This is a genomic window from Pseudoxanthomonas sacheonensis, assembly GCF_031455975.1.
GTDB classification, from domain to species: Bacteria; Pseudomonadota; Gammaproteobacteria; order Xanthomonadales; family Xanthomonadaceae; genus Pseudoxanthomonas_A; species Pseudoxanthomonas_A sacheonensis_A.
The window spans coordinates 640268-654898 of the sequence record NZ_JAVDTT010000002.1 but is presented as its reverse complement, the minus strand read 5'-3'; the positions used below and the strand labels follow the sequence as shown (position 1 = coordinate 654898).

General features: G+C 61.5%; 18 protein-coding genes. 2 read left to right on the top strand and 16 right to left on the bottom strand.

The window, feature by feature from the left end; all coding sequences use genetic code 11:
- Positions 1–37 precede the first annotated feature (37 nt).
- Positions 38–1309: a TCR/Tet family MFS transporter gene (locus J2W94_RS10135; RefSeq protein WP_310092809.1), complete on the top strand. Its 1272-nt coding sequence runs from the start codon at positions 38–40 to the stop codon at positions 1307–1309.
- Positions 1306–2157, top strand: coding sequence for a D-hexose-6-phosphate mutarotase (locus tag J2W94_RS10130; protein ID WP_310092807.1), 852 nt, complete (start codon positions 1306–1308; stop codon positions 2155–2157). Before J2W94_RS10135 ends, J2W94_RS10130 begins: the two co-directional genes overlap by 4 nt.
- Positions 2158–2161: 4 nt before the next feature.
- Here J2W94_RS10130 and J2W94_RS10125 read toward each other — a convergent pair whose 3' ends face one another.
- The 16 genes from J2W94_RS10125 to J2W94_RS10050 form a co-directional block, all read right to left on the bottom strand.
- On the bottom strand, positions 2162–2515 hold the full coding sequence (locus J2W94_RS10125; RefSeq protein ID WP_310092805.1) for a hypothetical protein: 354 nt from the start codon (positions 2513–2515) through the stop codon (positions 2162–2164).
- A gap of 130 nt (positions 2516–2645) precedes the next feature.
- Positions 2646–3086: a PepSY domain-containing protein gene (locus tag J2W94_RS10120; protein ID WP_310092803.1), complete on the bottom strand. Its 441-nt coding sequence runs from the start codon at positions 3084–3086 to the stop codon at positions 2646–2648.
- Between the two features lie 137 nt (positions 3087–3223).
- A complete protein-coding gene (locus tag J2W94_RS10115; protein WP_310092802.1) occupies positions 3224–3658 on the bottom strand; it encodes a hypothetical protein in 435 nt (144 codons plus the stop codon).
- Between the two features lie 280 nt (positions 3659–3938).
- Positions 3939–5120 carry a benzoate/H(+) symporter BenE family transporter gene (locus J2W94_RS10110; protein WP_310092800.1) on the bottom strand — a complete coding sequence of 394 codons (1182 nt, stop codon included), beginning with the start codon at positions 5118–5120 and terminating at the stop codon, positions 3939–3941.
- Between the two features lie 103 nt (positions 5121–5223).
- On the bottom strand, positions 5224–6579 hold the full coding sequence (locus tag J2W94_RS10105; protein ID WP_310092798.1) for an Hsp70 family protein: 1356 nt from the start codon (positions 6577–6579) through the stop codon (positions 5224–5226).
- A 129-nt stretch (positions 6580–6708) separates the two neighbouring features.
- Positions 6709–7203 carry a GNAT family N-acetyltransferase gene (locus tag J2W94_RS10100; protein ID WP_310092796.1) on the bottom strand — a complete coding sequence of 165 codons (495 nt, stop codon included), beginning with the start codon at positions 7201–7203 and terminating at the stop codon, positions 6709–6711.
- A gap of 58 nt (positions 7204–7261) precedes the next feature.
- A complete protein-coding gene (locus J2W94_RS10095) occupies positions 7262–7921 on the bottom strand; it encodes a glutathione S-transferase family protein (protein WP_310092794.1) in 660 nt (219 codons plus the stop codon).
- A gap of 102 nt (positions 7922–8023) precedes the next feature.
- On the bottom strand, positions 8024–8416 hold the full coding sequence (locus J2W94_RS10090; protein ID WP_310092792.1) for a hypothetical protein: 393 nt from the start codon (positions 8414–8416) through the stop codon (positions 8024–8026).
- Between the two features lie 21 nt (positions 8417–8437).
- Entirely contained in the window at positions 8438–8896 is a 459-nt protein-coding gene (locus J2W94_RS10085) for an SRPBCC family protein (RefSeq protein ID WP_310092789.1), read from the bottom strand.
- A gap of 68 nt (positions 8897–8964) precedes the next feature.
- Complete coding sequence (locus J2W94_RS10080; RefSeq protein ID WP_310092787.1) at positions 8965–9381, bottom strand: hypothetical protein; 417 nt, start codon at positions 9379–9381, stop codon at positions 8965–8967.
- Positions 9382–9465: 84 nt separating this feature from the next.
- The gene (locus J2W94_RS10075; protein WP_310092784.1) at positions 9466–9894 is read right to left on the bottom strand and encodes a GFA family protein; all 429 of its coding nucleotides are present in this window, start codon (positions 9892–9894) and stop codon (positions 9466–9468) included.
- Positions 9895–9988: 94 nt separating this feature from the next.
- Complete coding sequence (locus J2W94_RS10070) at positions 9989–10414, bottom strand: ribonuclease E inhibitor RraB (protein WP_310092783.1); 426 nt, start codon at positions 10412–10414, stop codon at positions 9989–9991.
- Positions 10415–10810: 396 nt separating this feature from the next.
- Entirely contained in the window at positions 10811–11200 is a 390-nt protein-coding gene (locus J2W94_RS10065) for a VOC family protein (RefSeq protein WP_310092781.1), read from the bottom strand.
- Positions 11201–11267: 67 nt separating this feature from the next.
- The gene (locus J2W94_RS10060) at positions 11268–11756 is read right to left on the bottom strand and encodes a GNAT family N-acetyltransferase (protein ID WP_310092780.1); all 489 of its coding nucleotides are present in this window, start codon (positions 11754–11756) and stop codon (positions 11268–11270) included.
- 171 nt (positions 11757–11927) lie between these two features.
- Entirely contained in the window at positions 11928–12998 is a 1071-nt protein-coding gene (locus tag J2W94_RS10055) for a glycoside hydrolase family 5 protein (protein WP_310092778.1), read from the bottom strand.
- A gap of 75 nt (positions 12999–13073) precedes the next feature.
- Complete coding sequence (locus J2W94_RS10050) at positions 13074–14522, bottom strand: FAD-dependent oxidoreductase (RefSeq protein WP_310092776.1); 1449 nt, start codon at positions 14520–14522, stop codon at positions 13074–13076.
- Positions 14523–14631 lie beyond the last annotated feature (109 nt).

The following is a 14631-nucleotide window of genomic DNA, read 5'->3' as shown; positions in this document are numbered from 1 at the left end:
AAGCTAAACTGCGGCCTTTCTGTCGACCGGCTTTCCTGTGAACGCGACTAACCAGACTTCCGGCAAGCGCAACGCCGCCTTGATCTTCATCTTCGTGACTGTGCTGATCGACGTGTTGTCGTTCGGTGTGATTATTCCCGTGCTGCCGCACCTGGTGCAGGATTTCGTCGGCGGCAGTATCTCCGAAGCCGCGATCTGGGTCGGCATCTTCGGCATGGTGTTCGCGGGCGTGCAATTCGTGAGCTCGCCGATCCAGGGCGCATTGTCCGACCGTTTCGGCCGTCGCCCGGTCATCCTGCTTTCCTGCCTGGGTTTGGGCTTGGATTTCATCTTCATGGCGCTGGCCAATTCGCTGCCGTGGCTGATGATCGGCCGCATCATTTCGGGCATCGCCTCGGCCAGCTTCACCACCGCCAACGCCTACATTGCGGACATCACTCCGCCGGAGCAGCGCGCCAAGGCGTTCGGCATGATCGGCGCCGCTTTCGGCTTGGGCTTCATCATCGGTCCGCTGATCGGCGGCCAGCTTGGCGAAATAAGCCTGCGGCTGCCGTTCTGGTTCGCAGCGGGATTGGCGTTGTTGAATTTCCTGTACGGTTGGTTCGTGCTGCCGGAATCGCTGTCGAAGGAAAAGCGCGCCAAGCGGTTCGATTGGTCGCACGCCAACCCGTTCGGTTCGATGCTTCTGTTGAAAAGCTACCCGCAGGTGTTCGGCCTGGCCGCGGTAGTGCTGCTGGCGAACCTGGCGCATTACATCTATCCCAGCGTGTTCGTGCTGTTCGCCGACTATCGCTACCAGTGGGGTCCGCGTGAAGTGGCTTGGGTGCTGGCCATGGTCGGTGTCTGCAGCGTGATCGTGCAGGCGGGCTTGATCGGGCCGTTGGTCAAACGTATGGGCGAACGTCGGGCATTGTTGTTCGGACTGGCCTGCGGCGTGACCGGATTCGTGATCTATGGTTTCGCATCGGTGGGTTGGATATTCCTGATCGGCATTCCGATCAGCGCGCTGTGGGGATTGGCCGGTCCCGCTACGCAAGCATTGATTACGCGGCAGGTCGGCGCCGACGTCCAGGGCCGTATCCAGGGCGCGTTGATGAGCCTGGTAAGTCTGGCCGGCGTATTCGGCCCGATGCTGTTCGCAGGGACCTTCGCACTGTTCATCGGCCAACGCGCGCCGACGCACCTGCCCGGCGCGCCGTGGCTGCTGGCGGCGGGCTTGCTGTTCGGCGCGCTGCTGGTGGGATGGCGCTATGCGCGCGAACGCCCGGCGCCTGCCGCGGCCTGGTCGGGCGCGGAGCAGGAGCCGTGACGATAGCAGTAGGCGAATTCCAGGGCTTTCCCGTACTGCGGATCGAGACTCCGCTGGCCAGCGCCGCGATTTCGTTGCATGGCGGCCAGCTGTTGTCGTATGCGCCGCGCGGATTCGACGACCTGTTGTGGCTCTCGCCGGTCAGCAAGCGCGCGCCCGATGCGATCCGCGGCGGCGTACCGGTGTGCTGGCCGTATTTCGGTCGCGAGGGACAGTCGCCCGAAGCGCCGCAGCATGGGTTCGCACGCAACACGCAGTGGATCCTGATCGATTCGCGAATCGATGCCGAAGGCGAAGCCACGATCGAGTTGGCGCTTCCGCAAAAAACAGGCGTCCCGTTGCGCCTGACGCAGACCTTGCGCATCGGCAGCGAGCTGCGTCAGTCGCTGAGCACGCACAATGACGGCGGCGCGACCATTTCGCTCACCCAGGCCTTGCATACCTATTTCCGCGTCGGCGATGCCGAGCGCGCGCACGTCACCGAACTGGAAGGCTTGGTGTACGCCGACCGCTACGACGGCCAGCGGCATACGCAATCGGGAGAATGGAACCTGCAGGATCCACGCGACCCCGGACGCAGCGACCGCACCTACCAGCGCAGCGGCAATCGTTTCGCGCTCGTCGATCCGGCCCTGAATCGCCGCATCGACTTGACCACCTCAGGCAGCCGTTCCCTGGTGGTGTGGAATCCGGGGCAGACCGGCATCGCTGCGATCGGCGATGCCCCGGGCGACGGCTGGCGTCATTTCGTGTGCCTGGAAGCGGCCAATGCAGGCGAGGACGTGATCGAACTGAAACCCAATGAGAGCCATACGCTGCAGCAGATCGTCAGCGTGTCTGCTCTCTGAAGGATTACAGGCCCTGTTTCACGAATTCGGCATTCAATGCGTAGACCAACTTGCCGACTTGCGGCGTCAGGCAAGTGTTGAATGTCGCCGGGTTGGCGCAACTCGCGTCCACGTCCGCGGAAATTTTCTTCAGTCCGTAATTGGCCAGGATCTGGCGCGCCTTGACGAAGCAGGCTTGCCCCGGCGACCCGGTCTGCAAATTGGCGTACTTGGTACTGCAGTAGGTCATGGCGCTGGCCAAGGCCGCCGAGTTGATGGCATATAACGACGGACTGGGTTTGGCGGGTGCGGCGACCTGTGCGGCGGCGGGTCCGCATATTGCGAGCAACAGCACTGCAGCGTAAGCGTTCTTCAACATAGGCGTTCCTCCGGATGCGCGCATTGTCGGCCGCAAACGCAGGCCGCGCCAGTACCAATGCCTCACGGATCGCAAAAAAAAAGGGCCGCATCGCTGCGGCCCTCTTTGCTCGCATCGAGCGGAGAACGGCTCAATCGTTCTCGACATGAAGGATGTGGCCGTCCTTCGGATCGAGGTGGATTTCCACATCGTTGCCATCGGCGCGTTCGGCTTCGGCCTTCCACACGCCATCGTCGAAATCGACATCGTGCACCTTGGAGTAGCCGGCTGCCGATAGCTTGGCCTTGACGTCGTCCTCGCTCAAATTGGAGACCAGCGCTTCGGCATAGATGCGTTTGCTGGCGGGATCGACCCGCACGTCGACGCGATTGCCGTCGGCGCTGGTGGCATCGGTTTCCCAGGCACCGTCCTCGAAGTCGAGATCGTCGATGCGGGTGTAGCCCTTCTCCGTCAGCAACGCACGTACCTGCGGTTCGGTCAGCGCATTGGTCTGGGGCGCTTGCGCCAGGGCGGCACCGGACGCGAACAGCGCGGCAGGCAACAACAACGTTCGTAGTCGGAATTTGCGCATGGATATTCTCCCGCGTTGGATAGAGCCCGGAGTGTGCAAGCCCGCACCTCACTGTCGCGTGAACTCACGGCACGTGGACAATGCTGACTCGCAGGCAACGCGTGCCCGCATTGCGCTCCCATGCTGCGGCGAAGCAGTCAGTGCGCCAGCGGTGCGCCTCCTCCTCTGCGGCCCGCGGTCGTCGGCGGTTCTCCGTGCATGCGGTTGGCGAGTCCCAGGCCCGATACCAGCAACGCGACGACGATGAGTTGATACACGATATCCGCACCGGTGCTCGGACCTGTTCCGGCGAAGAGGGTGAACATGCCGATCAGCGTTCCCAGCAACGCAACGCCCTGCGTGGCCAACGCATCGCTCCGCGTCCACGCCGGCTTTATCCAGCTCATCGCCGCCGCCGCATACAGCACCAGCGCAAGCACGGCTTCGACGATGCTGGCCTGGCGGTGCTCATAGCCGGCCATCAACAGCCCGGAATGCGCCACGCTGCCGATCAGGAACGTGGTCGCCTGGACCAGCAACAGCGTGCGCATGGCCGCTCTTTCGTTCATATGGATCATGGTTTTGATATTCATGTGCAGCTCCCGGAGTCGCGTTCGTCCACGCGCGGCACCTGCAACGCGCTTGCGCGGTGCGCGCCGGGCACTTCGGGTGTCTGCGCTGGATTCGTGCCGGATTGCGGCAGCGGGCGGATGCCCGTTCGCCCCGGGAAGTGCCCGAAACACCCAGCATTAGCGCTGGGAGCGGGGCGGCGTGGCAGTCTTGGCGACAGGCGAATCCACGCATCGTCTGGAGTGAATTGGACTCCAGTAAAGATTAAATCCGTGAGAAGAACCGGCCGACGCGAAGCCCGGTTCAGTGTCGACGGCGCCACACCAGCAAGGTAACCGCGCCGGCGACCAGACCCCAGAACGCCGAACCGATCCCGCCCAGCGAAATGCCGGAAGCCGTCACCAGGAAAGCGATCAACGCCGGTTCGCGGTCGCTTTCCTCACGCATCGCCGCCGCCAGGCTGTTGCCGATGGTGCCGAACAGGGCAAGCCCGGCGATGGCCATCACCAGTTCTTTCGGAAACGCCGCGAACACCGCCGCGACCGTTGCGCCGAACAGACCGATGAGCACGTAGAACACGCCGGCGAAGATCGCCGCCACATAGCGCTTGTCGGGATCGTGGTGCGCTTCGCGGCCCATGCAGATCGCCGCGGTGATCGCGGCCAGATTCAAGGCGAATGCGCCGAACGGCGCCAGCAGCACGTTCGCCACGCCCGTCCAGCCGATGACGGGAGAGATCGGCACCGCGTAGCCCGAAGCGCGGATCACGGCCACGCCGGGTACGTTCTGCGAGGTCATGGTGACGATGAACAACGGCAGCGCGATGCCGAATACGGAAGCCAGCGACAGGGCCGGCGTGGTGAAGACCGGGCGCGCGAATTCCAGACGTACTCCGTCGGTATGCAATAAGCCGGTGGCGCCGGCGATGGCGATGCCCAGCAACAGCGTCACGATCACCGCGTAGCGTGGGAACAGGCGGCGGCCGCACAGATAGGCTACGAACATCGTCAACGCCATGCCCAGCTGCGTCTGCATGGAGACGAATACATCCAAGCCAAAGCGCAGCAGCACCCCGGCCAGCATGCCCGAAGCCAGCGAAACCGGAATGCGGTTCAACGACCGCTCGAACACGCCGCTGAAACCCGCGATGGCCATCAGCAACGCCGACAGCACGAACGCGCCGATCACTTCCGGATAGGGCAGGCCCGCGGTGCTCGCAATCAGCATCGCCGCTCCGGGTGTGGACCATGCCGTCACTACCGGCATGCGGTAGCGCAGCGACAGGACGATGCAGGTGAGGCCCATGCCCAGTCCCAGCGCCCACATCCACGAGGCGATCTCCTGCTCCGATGCGCCCAACGCCTGCGCGGCCTGGAACACGATCACAGCGGAACTGGCGAAACCGACCAGCACGGTGACGAAACCGGCGGCCACGGCAGAAAGAGAAAAGTCGCGTACGAAATGCTGAAAGGGATTCCGGCTCATGGCCGCATTGTCGCCCAACCCGTGACCGTAGGAGCGCCCTATAGGCGCGAGCTCTTCGAGCGGCCGGCAGAATAGCTCGTGCCCATGGGGCGCTTTCTCGGAGCTAGGGCAGGTGATTCGCCAATCCCGAGACCACGCCCAGCGACGGATCCCCGTGAACCATGCGCGCCTGCGGAAATGCCTCGCGCACCACGGCCCGCACATACGGCGCACGCGACATGCCGCCGGTCAGGAAGATACTGTCGGGCGGGTTTTCCAGCGTCTCGCTCACCTCCGCCAACAGGCGGGCGAGCCGGCCCAGGAAATCCACGCTGGCCAACTGCAGGTCCTCGCGAGTGGCCGCCACCGACAGCGCCGCATCGATGTAGTCCAGCGCATGCCGGCTGGCATCGTGTTCGCTGAGCCGCATCTTCATCGCTTCCACGGCGCGGTACAGCCGAGTGGTGCCGCCATCGAGCTGCAGCGCCTGCAGGCGGCCGTTGTAGGGCGCCGGCACTTCGCTGAAATCGCGCTTGTGGAAAGCGCGTTGGCGCGGCATGTCCTGGACCATGGCCGCATCCACGAAATGGTGCGCCGGCACCCGCGTGTCGCCGCGTCCGAACAGCGGCATGAAGTGGGCCATGCTCAGCGCCAGGTCCACGTCGGTGCCGCCATTGGGCAGGCCCCAGGCGCGATGGATCACCGGCGCCTCGCTGCCGCCGACCCGCGCATGGGCGATATCGGTGGTGCCGCCGCCGATATCCACCACCAGCGTGGAATGCCGGGTGTCGCTGCCCACGTGGTAATGCAGGGCGGCGGCGGCAGGTTCCTCCAGGAAATCGACCGCATCGAAGCCGGCGATCTGCGCCGCTTCGGCCAGGATATCCAGCGCCTGTTCGCCGCCGGCCGGGCCCAGCGAGCTGCGGAACTGCACCGGTCGCCCGATCGTGGCGATGCGCACCGACGCGCCCAGCTGCTGGCTGGCAGTCAGACGGATGTGTTCCAGGATGTGCGCGGCGATGCCGGTGATGGTCTGCCGCGCGCGCGGCAGCAGGTCGTAGCCCAGCATCGACTTGGGCGACTGCACCAGGTGGCCGCTGCCCTCCAGCAGATAGCGGTCGATCGCGTCTTCGCCGAACACGGCATCATCCAGGTCAGCCGCCGCGTCCTCGGCTTCCTTGACCTGCGCTTCCAGCCATTGCCGACGCACGACCTGCACGGCATCGCGATGCAATTGCGCATCGCTGCGCGGCATCACCCCGCTGCGGGTCTGCTCGGCCTTGGCCGCGCGCACGAGCGCAGCGACTTCGCCTTCCAGCGCCGGAGTCAGGCGGAAATCGGCCGGGTCGGGCAGGCTGGTGGGAAAGAACACCGCGGTGCGGAACTGCGGCAGTCCGCCGAAGCGGATGTGTTCCAGCCGGTCGCCGATACGCGCGGCCGCAGCGGAGTAGCTGGTGCCGAAGTCGATGCCGATTCTCATGCGAGGGATGATGCTTGCGCGCGGGGGCCGGCGATTCTACGTGGTCGGGGCCGGCGCGTCCCGGGGTTCGTCGCGAAAATCGCTAGTCAGGAGCTGGCGGACAAGGGCGGCATTCAGCGAATGGAATCGTCAGTCGTCTTGCGGCTGCAGAAACCGGAACATGACGTACGCATCCACAAACCCAAGTTCCTGATGCCGAAAGGCCTTCGGTAAGGTGCCCACGATGGCGAAGCCCAGTTTCCGGTACAGCTCCACCGCTGGTGCGTTGGTGCTCACCACATAATTGAACTGCATCGCCATGAAGTCTTCGCTCCGGGCCTGGGCGATGCTGTGCAGCACCAGCGCGCGTCCGATGCCCTTGCCTTGGGCGACGGAGCTGACCAGATAGGTAGCGCTGGCGACATGCGATCCAAGGCCCGGATAGTTCGCGCCTAGCTTGTACATGCCAAGCACCGCCGAATCGACGACGGCGACATAAGAGGTCTGCGTACCGAACCAGTGCGAATGGAACGTCTCGCGATCGAAGTCCGTGGAAAACGGCAGCGCGTCGCCCGTGGCAATAACGGACTGGAAAATGTCCCACATCGCGTCGAGATCGGCGGCCGTTGTTTGTCGAATCTGCATGATGGTTGGAATATCCCTAGAGCCCGATCAGGGCCGGATGGTGAGGCGAAGCAAGTCTCTAAGCTCTGTATCCGTCGAGCAAAACGGGAGGAAGACCCAAAGCCTCTTGCATCCATTCCTTGACGGAATCCCTGCGCAGGAGCTGTTCGTACCAGGTCCCCGTCAAAGGCCACGCGTCCGAATCCGGTTCGTGCGACATGATGCGGATCAGAGTAGGGACGAACGCAAGATCCGCGAGCGATAGCGCGCCCGTAAGAAAAGGCCCATCGCTGCGCTGGAGTGTTTCCTCCAGAACATCGAACAACCGCCTCGTGTCCGCTGCTTCCTCGGAGCTCATGGGCCGCTTGTTCGGATAGAACGAGCTTTCGAAAGAGAGTCGCGGGCACAGATTGGAAAGGCCGGAATGCTGCCAAGCAACCAAGGAGCGGGTTTTGGCCCGAAGTTTGATATCCGCCGGCAGAAGTGAGCCATCGCCCAGATCGTTGGCGTACTCCATGATAGCGAGCGAGTCGTAGATGACTGCGTCGCCATCCACCAGTACGGGTACGGCGCCCGGCGGTGAAAACTCGGCAATACGCGCAAGATTGGCGAAGCGTTGCGGTTTCCGAATATCGACGACGCGTTCCTCGAACTCGATGCCCTGCTCTTTAAGCGCCAGCCAGGCCCGAAACGCCCAACTGGAAGCATTCTTCGTGCCGGAGTAGAGGATTCTGTTCATGCGACTGAGCCAATGGTTTGTTTCCTACCCGGCCAACGTCCGAATTGAGCCGACGCGCTAGGCAAGTTCGGTTTGATTGGATTATTAGGCAGCACGACCAGCCTAAATGCCCTTTGCATCGGCGTAGGCAATCCAGAGGCCGCAGATCAAAGCAAAATAGATCAGGCCGCCCAAGGAAATCATCTGCGATCGACGCAATTGCGGATGACGCTTCCCAACGCTTGCCAAGTACATCAGCAGGCCGATTTTTCCGATGCTGTGGCCGTCGGCAGCGGCTTGCTCCGCAATCAGCATGAAATGGCGGATGGCGAAGATGAAAGGGAATAGAAGAATAGTTTGAGCTACCGCAACAACCCAGACCACCGGGAATCCGAACGGCGCAGAGCCAAAGGCTTTGGCGAGAACAGGCTGGACCTCCGGCGAAAACACGGTGCCGATGAGCACTGCGTAGACCACAGCCGGAAGCGCATAGCTCATTTTGCTTTTGCTGAACATCGCCGATTATCCCAAGGCCGTCTATGCCCCGATGTTTGCATCGTGGGCTGAGCGTCGTTCCACATGCTGCTTCAGGATTTCCAATGTTCCGCTCCAATAGAACTGCAGGTGCTTAAAGATGGTATCCGAAGGAAAGCCGGTCGCTGCAAAGGCGATAAAGGCGGTGTCGCCGATGGACTCAAGAGTGAATTCGAGAGTCGTGTGGTTCTCAGGCACATCGGGAAGCCGGGATAGCGAACTCAGATGCGTGTAGGCGAGCCTCGCTCTGGGTTCGAATTCCAAGACCGCGCCGGTATTTTCGAAGGGAACATGGTGAAATCCCCGCACGACAATCGGGCCGCCAACCGTCCAGTCGGTTTCGACCTCAATCGCCATTTCAGGCTCGCCCATCCACTCCTTCATCAGCTGGCTCTGGGTCAAGCTTTCCCACACGGCGTTCGCCGGCGCGGCGATGAATATGGTCTGTTCGAATGACTGCATGATATTCCAGCGGGCCCGCTGGCCGACGGTACTAAGCCGAGCCACGAAGCATGTTCGGCCCGAACTGACTAATTGCTGGCGCCGCTCACACTCCACTCCTGAATGGGCACGTCGGTGCGCTGCACGATGAGTTCTTCGATGATCTGCTGTTCGGTGGTCAGTTGCGTCTTCGCCTGGGTAATCGGCTCCAGGGCGCTGTCCGCGTCGCGCCAGGCGACCGTAACCCGCAGATCCCATTGATCGTTGCTGGCGTTGAAGGGGGGCCTGGACAAGCGCACCCACAGCACACGGCCCTCTTTTATCTTGGCGCGCAGGAGTGGAACTCGATTCTTCTCGAACAAGCCGATGAACTGCAGTTCTTTGCCGGCTTTGATCCAATAGGTTTGCTCGACGACGAACGGAGGATGCGCCACGGGAGGCTGCTGCGCGATGGCATTCAGCGGTATCACTGCGAGAAGAAGCACCAGAAAAGTAATAAAGCGCACGCGATTTGTCTCCTTGGCGGCTAACGCCTGAATGAAGCCGACCCGAGAAGCGGATTCGGTTTGAATGGCTTACTAGGTCGAGTCTCAGTATTCGTCGGGTTCACCCGAAAAAGAAGCGGACCCCTCCGGCAGGATGATGCCTGGAAGCATACGAGACGTCCAAATATGGACGGCCTGACCGAGATCGACGGGCTCATCCAGCGAGCCACCCTTGATGCTCAGTATGTCGGCAGAGCCGCGACGCTGGTGCCAAAGTCTCGAGCCGCACTCAGGGCAGAATGCACAGTCAAGCGTGTGTCCGGTCTCAGTGGGGCGCGACCAGAGTTTTGGTTCCCCTTGCGTGACGTGCAGTGCGGTCAGCGGCACGATAAAGGAAATGCCGAACGCCGACGCGGACTGTTTGCGGCACTCCCTGCAATGGCACACGTAAAGCTGCAGCGGACCGCCGGACACTTCATAGCGGATTGCGCCGCACTGACACCCGCCTTGAAGAACTTCGTTTTTGTTTGGCATGGGTCGTAAGCCTTCTCGATGGGTCAGCGCCCTAACGGCTGAATTAGACGAGTCGCGAAGTTGGTTAGGCTTGAACTATTTGTTAGGTGGCGGACTAATTCTTCGCATTGACAGGCTCTACGTCCATCCCATCATACGACTCAAGACCATGATCATCCGCAAATTTGCACAGCGCTATGTTCCTTTGGTTGAGTGAATCTGGTGTATGAATCTCGACTTTCTCGACATGCAGCCACCACAGATCAGGGTCCTTAGAACTTTCCTTGTCGGCAAGATAGATGTCCACAAACCTGTATCCCTGGGACTCTAGGAACGGCTTAGCGGCTTGTAGCCGCTCTTTAGACGCGTCAGTGAAAAAATAGCCCCACAGCATAGGCTTGGAATAGTCCCAAGAACTGTCCTGAGACATGCTGTCGAACATCTCAATAAGCTGATCCTTTGTGATCACATCTTTATTCTCTGTCGGCCCACAGGCCGATAGCAGCAACGCTAACAGAATGACCTTTGGAAAATTCAGCATGAGATGTATCCAGCTAGCTCGTATGAACTGTCAGGCCACGCGCCGGCTACTTGGATCTGCATGCCGAGACCTGCCAACAACATGATCACCGAATTGCATCTTCGGTTATTCGAACGTGCGCATCGGTGACGTGAACGCCGTACGCCTCCAAATCGCGCAGGCAGTCGTTAACGTCCACGCCAGGAGTGGGCACGTCTTTCTTCAATTCGACCGTCTTGAAAGCGATCCAAGGAGCGTACTTGGGTGGGAGGTTGGCTCCCGACGGATCGGCCGTGAAAGCGAATACACGATCCGGGCCTCTAAAAATATGTACCTGCATATTGCTCACCATTTGAAATGACAGCTCACTGCCTTAACCAAGCCCGCCAGCAAAGCGGGTTCGGCTTGAATGAATTATCAGGCCGCAGAGAGCGCACTGATCATGACGTAATACCCGTCGGGATCACGCAATGCGAACTCCATGGTACCCGTGTTCGGATTCACGTTAGGCTCTTCTTCCAGCGCTGAAACCAGAGAACGTGCTCGAGATAGCGCCTCGTCAAAATCATCGACGCGGAAGAACAGAAGCAGTCCGTTTCCAGGCTGTGCGCGATCCGGGCTGGCCAAGGAGGGATGTTCGTGAGCGCCCCACTGGTGTAGGCAAAGCAGGACCGTCCCATCCGTATCGAGGATTTGCCCGAAGTAGTCGTGGGCCGGATGCGTCGCCGGTTGGCCAAACAGCGCCTGATACCACGCGAAGCTGCGAGCAACATCGGCGACACCGATGATTGTCCATGTACGTTTCATCGCCTACTCCTGCGGGTTGACGCCTGAACTAAGCCGCCCACGAAACGGATCCGGTTTGAATGAACTGTTAGGCTTTCCATTCGAAGCGTTGTTCATTGACTTGCTTCCCCCACTGGTCGCCGGCTTGCTGGTGAACCAACCGAAAGCCATGCCTTTCATAGAGATGCCGCGCAACCTCCAGGCCCTCGAAAGTCCACAAATAAACGCGACGAAAGCCTTGCGCGATGCAATGTTCCATGGCGCGCTCAATTAGTCTGCTTCCGATTCTTGTCCCGCGAGTTTCCTCGGACGCAATGAACCAGCGAAGGTGCGCCCCTTCTTCCTCGGCGCGCGACCCGTCTATGGCGATGGACCCCAGTATTTTTCTTCCATCGACAGCCAGCCAAATTCCATCGCGTCTTGCTTGGTACTGCTCAAAGAATGCAACCAAGCCATGGGCGACCTTCGCTTCGAATGGCAGGCCGAACCCGACGAGACGGCCATAGAAATCGGCGTGGAGCTCGGTAATGCGTCCGATGCAGCCGGGTGCGTATCCCTGTTCTATGGTCAGTGTCATTGAGCGTTCTTTGCAAACCTAATGTCTAGATTGAACCGATCCGCTAAACAGGTTCGGCTCGAATGAATTATCCATCGGCGGGTGTCTGAAAGAGACAGAGGCGCCATGAAATACCGCACCATCGCTATACATGAAATATGCCGAAGACCTGTCTCCTACGCTGCGTTCGGATCAATCCGTAACCTGATGCGCCCTCTTCGAAAGCACCGTCATCTGCGGTTTCTCGTTGCCTTCCTTATCAGGCTGCACATTGAACGGATAGTCCGGCTTCCACCAGGCGCCGCCAGCCCAGTAAGTCCAGCCTAGCCACACATCGGCGTTGGCATGGATGTGCTCCAGCATGGAGTCCAGCGCCGCCAGACAGACCGGATCGCTGCCGGCGGCGAATTCGCCGAGGAAACCCCGCTTGTTGTGCCGGCGCAGCCAGTCGGTGAAAACCTGCAGCTTCTGCGCGCCGATCTGCTCGCTCTGGCATTGGCCGGAAGTGCCGGAATAATCCGAGTCCAGATACTGATGCGCCTCGAATGCGACACGGTCGGCCGGATCGGTGATCGCAAGCAGCGCCTCGCCATTGGAAGTTCCCCCGTAACCGGTACTGCTCCAACTGTGCGCGCCGCTGTACGCGGTGCCCGGCACCAGCACCAGATTGCGCGCGCCGGTAGCGCGGATTGCGTTCAAACCGGCTTGCGCGGCAGCGGCCCATTCGTTGGCGTCGATGCCGTTGGGCTCGTTCATCAGGCCGAAGATGACTGCGTCGTCGTCCTTGAATTCGGCGGCGAGCTTGCTCCAGAAATCCGAAAACACCGCGACCGGCGTTTCCGGCGTGCCGATCCGTTTGCCGTTGTATTTAGCGTAGTTGTGCACGTCCAACACCACGCGCAGATTCTGCGCCTTGGCCCGGGTCACCACCGTGCGCAGCAGGGACAATTGTTCGCTGTCGAGCGCCCCGGAAGCCTGCGGTTGCAGCCGCTCCCACAGGAACGGCAGGCGGATCACGTTCATGCCCTTGGACGCGTAGTAGGCGTAGTCAGACTCGCTGGGATAGGTGTAGTCCTTGTAGAGCACACCGGGTTTTTTCGACGAATTGAATTCGGCGCCGGCCAGATTCACGCCGGCCAGCTTCAAGCCGGTGTGTTCCAGCACACGTGTGGTTTGCGCCGAAACCGGACTCAGGCTGGCCGACAACAGAACCAGACAGGCCGCGAGGGCGGTCCGGCAATAGGGAAGAGCATGCAAACGCATGATCGATTTCTCCGTTCACGACACGCCGACCTTAGCATCGTGGACTACGACGGGCAGTGGAGCCCGTCGCAGAGTTCAGGAAAGCAGCATCTGCGCGATGCTGCCAGCCGCATCGCGGCCTTCGGCCACCGCGGTCACCACCAGGTCTGCACCGCGTACCGCATCGCCGCCGGCGAACAACTTCGGATTCGTAGTCTGGAACGGCAGACGATCGTCGCCGCCGGCGACGATGCGTCCGTTCGGGCTGCCTTGCACGCCTTGCGCGGCCAGCCACTCCGGCACCGTGGCCGAAAAACCGAAAGCGATGATGACGATATCCGCTTCCAGCAACGACTCGCTGCCTTCGATCGGCACCGCACTGCGGCGCCCGCGCGCATCGGGTTCGCCCAGTTTCGTCTCCACCACCTGCACGCCGACCACTTGCTCATCGCCATCGCTTTCGATCAGCAGAGGCTGGCGGTTGAACAGGAAACGCACGCCTTCCTCGCGCGCATTGGCTACTTCGCGCGCGGAACCGGGCATGTTGGCCTCGTCGCGCCGGTAAGCGCAGGTGACCTTGGCCGCGCCCAGGCGGATGGCGCTGCGCACGCAGTCCATGCCGGTGTCGCCGCCACCCAGCACCACCACGCGCTTGCCGCTCATGTCGGGCAGCTGCATGGTGTCTTCCCAGCCGGCGATCGGCCGGCCCCAGGGATCGTTGCCGCCGACGATGCGCCCGTTCTGCACCAGGAAGGGCAGCGCGGGCAGCACGCCTTTCAGATCCTGTCCGGGCAGGCCGCCATCGGTATAGCGATAGGCGCCGGTGCCGAGGAATACGGCGTCGTAGTCGCCCAGCAATTCCTCGATCTGGATATCGCGGCCGACCTCCACGCCCAGATGGAATTGCACGCCCATGCCTTCCAGCACCTCGCGGCGGCGCGCGATGATGCTTTTCTCCAGCTTGAAGCTGGGAATGCCGAACTGCATCAGTCCGCCGATCTGTTCGTAACGGTCGAACACCACCGCCTGGATGCCGCTGCGCGCCAGCACATCGGCGCACGCCAGTCCCGCAGGGCCGGCGCCGATCACCGCAACGCGCTTGCCGGTGGCGACCACCTCGCTCAGATCGGGACGCCAACCTTTTTCCAGCGCCGCATCGACGATGTATTTCTCCACCGCGCCGATGGTGACCGCGCCGAAGCCGTCCTCCAGCGTGCAACTGCCTTCGCACAAGCGGTCCTGCGGGCATACGCGGCCGCACATCTCGGGCAACGGATTGGTGGTGTGGCAGAGCGCCGCGGCTTCTTCAAGGCGGTTCTCCTGCACCAGCTGCAGCCACTGCGGAATGGCGTTGTGCACCGGGCATTTCCAGCTGCAATACGGATTGCCGCAGTCCAGGCAGCGCCCGGCCTGATGCTGCGCCTCGGGCAGGGCGAACTTGCCGTACATCTCGCCCCAATCGCCATTGGTGCGCAGTTCCAGCGGGATGCGCTGCGGCATCTGCCGGGGGAGTTCTACGAATTGGAAGACTTGCTTGCGGCTCATAAAAATCTTTCCGACGTCATCCCAGCGAAAGCTGGGATCCATTTTGACGTTGCTTTTGCTTCTGCTTCTGCTTCTTTCGTTCGGGTTCGCGCCAAGATCAAGATGGATC

Excerpts from the sequence above, each read along its gene's own strand:
- J2W94_RS10065 (WP_310092781.1), bottom strand. The coding sequence starts at position 11,200 with ATGAAACGTACATGGACAATCATCGGTGTCGCCGATGTTGCTCGCAGC.
- J2W94_RS10110 (WP_310092800.1), bottom strand. The coding sequence starts at position 5,120 with ATGAGCCGGAATCCCTTTCAGCATTTCGTACGCGACTTTTCTCTTTCT.
- J2W94_RS10075 (WP_310092784.1), bottom strand. The coding sequence starts at position 9,894 with ATGCCAAACAAAAACGAAGTTCTTCAAGGCGGGTGTCAGTGCGGCGCA.
- J2W94_RS10050 (WP_310092776.1), bottom strand. The coding sequence starts at position 14,522 with ATGAGCCGCAAGCAAGTCTTCCAATTCGTAGAACTCCCCCGGCAGATG.
- J2W94_RS10055 (WP_310092778.1), bottom strand. The coding sequence starts at position 12,998 with ATGCGTTTGCATGCTCTTCCCTATTGCCGGACCGCCCTCGCGGCCTGT.
- J2W94_RS10060 (WP_310092780.1), bottom strand. The coding sequence starts at position 11,756 with ATGACACTGACCATAGAACAGGGATACGCACCCGGCTGCATCGGACGC.
- J2W94_RS10085 (WP_310092789.1), bottom strand. The coding sequence starts at position 8,896 with ATGCAGTCATTCGAACAGACCATATTCATCGCCGCGCCGGCGAACGCC.
- J2W94_RS10090 (WP_310092792.1), bottom strand. The coding sequence starts at position 8,416 with ATGTTCAGCAAAAGCAAAATGAGCTATGCGCTTCCGGCTGTGGTCTAC.
- J2W94_RS10115 (WP_310092802.1), bottom strand. The coding sequence starts at position 3,658 with ATGAATATCAAAACCATGATCCATATGAACGAAAGAGCGGCCATGCGC.
- J2W94_RS10125 (WP_310092805.1), bottom strand. The coding sequence starts at position 2,515 with ATGTTGAAGAACGCTTACGCTGCAGTGCTGTTGCTCGCAATATGCGGA.
- J2W94_RS10070 (WP_310092783.1), bottom strand. The coding sequence starts at position 10,414 with ATGCTGAATTTTCCAAAGGTCATTCTGTTAGCGTTGCTGCTATCGGCC.
- J2W94_RS10100 (WP_310092796.1), bottom strand. The coding sequence starts at position 7,203 with ATGCAGATTCGACAAACAACGGCCGCCGATCTCGACGCGATGTGGGAC.
- J2W94_RS10105 (WP_310092798.1), bottom strand. The coding sequence starts at position 6,579 with ATGAGAATCGGCATCGACTTCGGCACCAGCTACTCCGCTGCGGCCGCG.
- J2W94_RS10095 (WP_310092794.1), bottom strand. The coding sequence starts at position 7,921 with ATGAACAGAATCCTCTACTCCGGCACGAAGAATGCTTCCAGTTGGGCG.
- J2W94_RS10120 (WP_310092803.1), bottom strand. The coding sequence starts at position 3,086 with ATGCGCAAATTCCGACTACGAACGTTGTTGTTGCCTGCCGCGCTGTTC.